Annotated in this window: 2 protein-coding genes and 1 pseudogene; all 3 read left to right on the forward strand. The window is 58.2% G+C overall.

Annotated elements, in window-relative coordinates:
- A pseudogene (locus tag ACWI8T_RS08445) lies at positions 1-513 on the forward strand (hypothetical protein); the annotation flags it as partial.
- Between the two features lie 63 nt (positions 514-576).
- The gene (locus ACWI8T_RS08450) at positions 577-3,747 is read left to right on the forward strand and encodes a M28 family peptidase (RefSeq protein ID WP_449138621.1); all 3,171 of its coding nucleotides are present in this window, start codon (positions 577-579) and stop codon (positions 3,745-3,747) included.
- 192 nt (positions 3,748-3,939) lie between these two features.
- Positions 3,940-4,089: a DUF5679 domain-containing protein gene (locus ACWI8T_RS08455; protein ID WP_302886281.1), complete on the forward strand. Its 150-nt coding sequence runs from the start codon at positions 3,940-3,942 to the stop codon at positions 4,087-4,089.
- Positions 4,090-4,415: the final 326 nt, after the last annotated feature.

A 4,415-nucleotide genomic window follows, 5' to 3' on the forward strand; every position in this document is an offset into this window, starting at 1 on the left:
GAACAGGCTGCCAAGCAAGCCTCAAACCTCATGGCTTCGTGCTGGGAAAACGTGCTCAGCGCCGACGCCCTTCTTCGAGAGGCCGCCGAATTGGTGACCGATACCAATGAGGAAAATACGCGGGCTTCCCAAAAGAAATGCGAACACGCCCGCGAGCTTTTGATGCAAGCGTCGTCGCAATTCGAACAAGCGCAAGCCTTGTATCCCGCTGATTATGGCCCGTTCGACGACTACATTGCAGCGCGGCAGCAGTCGATTGCGTATGCCATCGCGTCTGACGAAGCGATTTACGTGCAAGACAAGGCGACCGCCGATTCGAACAATGAAAAGTACAACGAATGCGACGCTGCTGCCGCCGAACTCGCGGCCAAGCTTCCCAAAACCACAGAAGCGCCCATTGTGTCGGCGCTCGATGAATCGCTCGGCGATTCGCGTCAGCAGTATATGGAAATACGCTCCCAGGCAGCCGCATGCGATGCGTTTCTTCGTGATTATCTCGGCATCAGCGGTTGATGGAGTATACTTTCAAACGAATATGCCCACATCATGGCGAATAAAGTCTGTGAAAGGTGCAACATGAGCACACCAATGGATCATATAGCATACCTCTCCCAAGAAATTGGCCCGCGTCCCGCGGGAACCGAAGAGGAACAGCAAGCTGCGCTCTATATTACTGAGCGCTTGCAAAAAGATGCCCATCTATCTGCACAAATCGAAGATTTCACCTGCAACTCCAACGCGCTTATGACGCCGATCATTTGCTATGGCGTGGCAATCGTTGCAGTGCTGCTCGGCATTATTCTGCCTGTTATCGCTATTCCGGCCGGCGTGTTGGCTCTGGCTGCGGCCGCTGTTGCCATTTCCGAGGCGCTCGACCACCCTCTTCTTTCACAGGTGTTCACGAAGGGCGTGAGCCAGAACATCGTTGCGAAGTACGAGCCCACTCAATCGAGCGATGCTGCGGGTTCGCGTCGCCGCAAGGTTATCGTGGTTGCTAACTACGACAGCGGCAAGGTGCGCCGCGAAACCGCTGGTGTCTTCGTTCGCGCGCTGCGTCCTCTGCGCTATGGCGCGCTTGGCGGCATGGTTGTCGCGGCAGTGTTTATGCTTCTGCGTGGCGTCGTGCTTTCCGAAGGCGCTGCTTCTTTGGTGCTCGCCGTGCTCGCGGGCGTATGCCTTATTCCGAGTGCTGCCTTGCTCGTGTTCGCCCTGCTCGAGAAATTCGGCCCCTTCACGGAAGCCGCGAACGATAACGCTTCTGGCGTTGCCGTCATGCTTGAGGTTGCCCGTCGCCTTGGCAATGGTGAAGTTTCCACCGATGCGCCTATTGCTACCGGCGAAGATGTCTCTTTCGTTTCCGAAAAGCGTGAGCCTTCGAGCATTTCCGACAACCTGGTACAGCTGAAAGACGGTCCCATCGTTGCCGATACCGCGCAGCAGCGCAAGGAAACTATGGCCGCGTTGACCGGCGCTCCCGAAGGCCCTCTTGCCGAGGTTGCCGCGAAGGCTGCCGAATTGAACGAAAAGCATGCTCAGGAAGAAGCGGCCGCCGATGCGCGCGCCGCGTATGAAGAGCGCGTGCGCGCCCGCCACGAGGCAGAGGCCGCAGCCGCCGAGGCTGCACGTATTGCCGAGGCGCAAGCAGCGAGCGCTGCTGCAGCTGCGGCTGCGAGCCGTCCGGCGTCGGTGCCCGATTGGTATAAGAAGGCGACCGAGAAAGCTCGCGAGAAGATGGCCGAATCGAATGAGCAGGCCGCCGCGGACGATACGTATCGTTCTCGCTTTGCCGACTACCCGACGGGTGCTGCTCAGGCAACTGCCGCTGCCGAACCCGCAACGACTCAGGATGAGGCTGCCGCTCCCGCGGTTGTTGTCGCTTCCGAACCGGCCGCTTCCGCTGCGCCTGTCGCACGTGCTGCAGAACCCCTGGCTGTGTCTGTTGCGGATGAGTCCAAGGAAATCGAAGCTCCCAAGCCTTCCGCCGATATGTATGCCGTGAAGCCTGCCGAGCCCGTTGCGGCCGAGCCCGCTGGTGAGGCGGCCGATCCTGCGCAGGAACTCACCCGGGAGAATCAGCCCGCTCAAACCGAAATCGAAGCCGCGCCCGTCTCCGCTTCGGAAGAACCCCTTCCTGAAGTACAGCAGCCCGCTGCCGACAAGGCTCCCGTGAGCCCCGCCGCCGCAACGACGCGTCTTCCCCAAATGATGTACTATCAGCCGCCCGCCGATCGTTCTGCTGTGCAGGCCGAACGCGCGACCACGCCTCGCGTGATTGTTGAAGCGACGGCGGCTGAAGCTGTGGATATCGCAGTGGATGAAAAAGTGGCAGTCCAGCAATCGGGCGTTGCTGCATACGAAGCGGCGATCGCTGGAAGCGCTCACGTTTCTGAGGGCGCCGAAGCTGACGCTGCGGCCCAGCCCGCCGCGAAGGTTATTTCGGCGAACATCCCCGTGGTCGATTTGCCGCGTATCGAGCTGCCTCCCATGGTAGCGCCTGAACCGAAGCCTATCTCGTTCGATGAACTGCGCCAGCGTGCCCCGCTTGCCAGCGCCGCCGAGAATCGCAGCACCGAAGCCGCCAAGAGCTTGCTTTCGACGTCGGTCCCCCAAATCGAAACCCCGGCACTGGGCGCAACCGTCGCAATGCCTTCCATTCCAGCCGCGCCTGCTGTTGGCGCTGGTGCCTACGAGGTGCCTTCTGCAGAGCAGCGCTCCAACGTGAGCCTCACGGGTTCTTTCTCGGCCATTAGCTCCATTGGCGCTGAGCCTGTGGGCGACGAGCTCCTCGAGGGTGTCGAGCCTGAAGATATGTATATCGACGACGCTGACGACTCCGCCTTCCAGAGCGATTTCACCGAGACCGGCGCATTCGCCGGCCCTGGCTATGTCGAAATGCCCCAGTCGCGCGTTGGTAAGTTCTTCGGCAAATTCCGTCGCAAGAAGAAGGAAGAAGAGGAAAGCGCTTCCGAATGGCTTGGCGTGGGTGACGATTTCGACGCACGCGAGGTTGGAAAAGCCCGTGGTGGCTGGGAGAGCTTCCGTGACGAAGATGACGATTGGAATGGCGGCGCATTCTCGAATATGCGTGCGCGCGTTTTGGGCGAAGCGAACGGGGCTGCTTCCGCAGATGCGGCCGAACAAGCTCCCGCGCCTGCTCCCGCAACGCCGGCGGTGTCGCAGGGTGCTTCGGTTTCGTCCGATTCGTTCGCTTCGGCGTACGAAGCTGCGCTGCGCCATGCCACGTCTGAGGGCGATAAGATCGAAACCGCCGAAGAGATTCAGCAGATTTATTCTTTCGCGGCTGGCGACATCAATACCGAGGTGTGGTTCGTTGCTCTTGGCTCTGAGCTCGCCAACAATGGCGGCATCAAGGCATTCCTCGCCGAGCATGCGCCTGAAATGCGCGGCGCCGTTATCGTGAACCTCGAGGCGTTGGGTGGCGGCACGCTTTCCTATCTCGAGCATGAAGGCGACCTCTCGCAGGCTAAATGCTCGCCTCGCATGAAGCGCTTCATTAAGAAGGCGTCTCAGGCATCGGGCGTGCAGCTGGCAAGTGCTTCTATTGATTGGAAAGAAAGCCCTGCAAGCTACGCCGCGAAGCATCGCATGCAAGCCATGTCGCTTGTTGGCATGGACGGCTATGCGCCAGCTCGATACGCTCAAGCGAACGATATGATGGAAAACATCGATTCCCAGAGCGTCGATGCGGCTGCCGATTTCGTTGTGGAGCTGCTGAAGAATATCTAGCCTATGAAAAAGCCGCCATTCGGCGGCTTTTTTGTTACCCCAGGCGATTCCGACTCTTTACGGCGTCGAATCGCGAAGTGAGGGGCTAGAAAATACGGTATTATATATCGGTACTCAAACGGCCTCGTGAAAGGCCGTTGTGTTAAGGAGCGCCCATAGAGCGCTTGCCAAATGAACCATTGGAGGTTACTTATGGCTATCGAGGCTTACTGCGTGAAGTGCAAGGCTAAAAAGGAAATGCAGAATCCCGTTGAGGGCGTTACCAAGAACGGAAAGCCGATTACCAAAGGTAAGTGCCCCGATTGCGGAACCACCATCTGCCGCATTGGCGCTGCAAAATAAAGCATCATCAAAGCCCCGTAAGGGGCTTTTTTAATATGGCTTCTCGGGTGGTTGCCCGTTTCGGCTGTTTCGTTAATCGACTTGCGAGCATTTAACGGGTTCGAGTCCCGCTACGTTTTCGTAAACAAAAAAAGCCAAGGAACATGTCCTTGGCTTCGGATTCCATGGAGCGGGCGACGGGAATCGAACCCGCGTTGTAAGCTTGGGAAGCTTATTCCTTACCCGACCTTCCGCGACTCGAATTAACCGTCTGACCTCGCTGTTCTTAAAACCAATACTGTAATTCTAGCAAACGTACTGGACGAAATACTGGAAAAACGATTGGT

The organism is Slackia sp. (assembly GCF_977041755.1).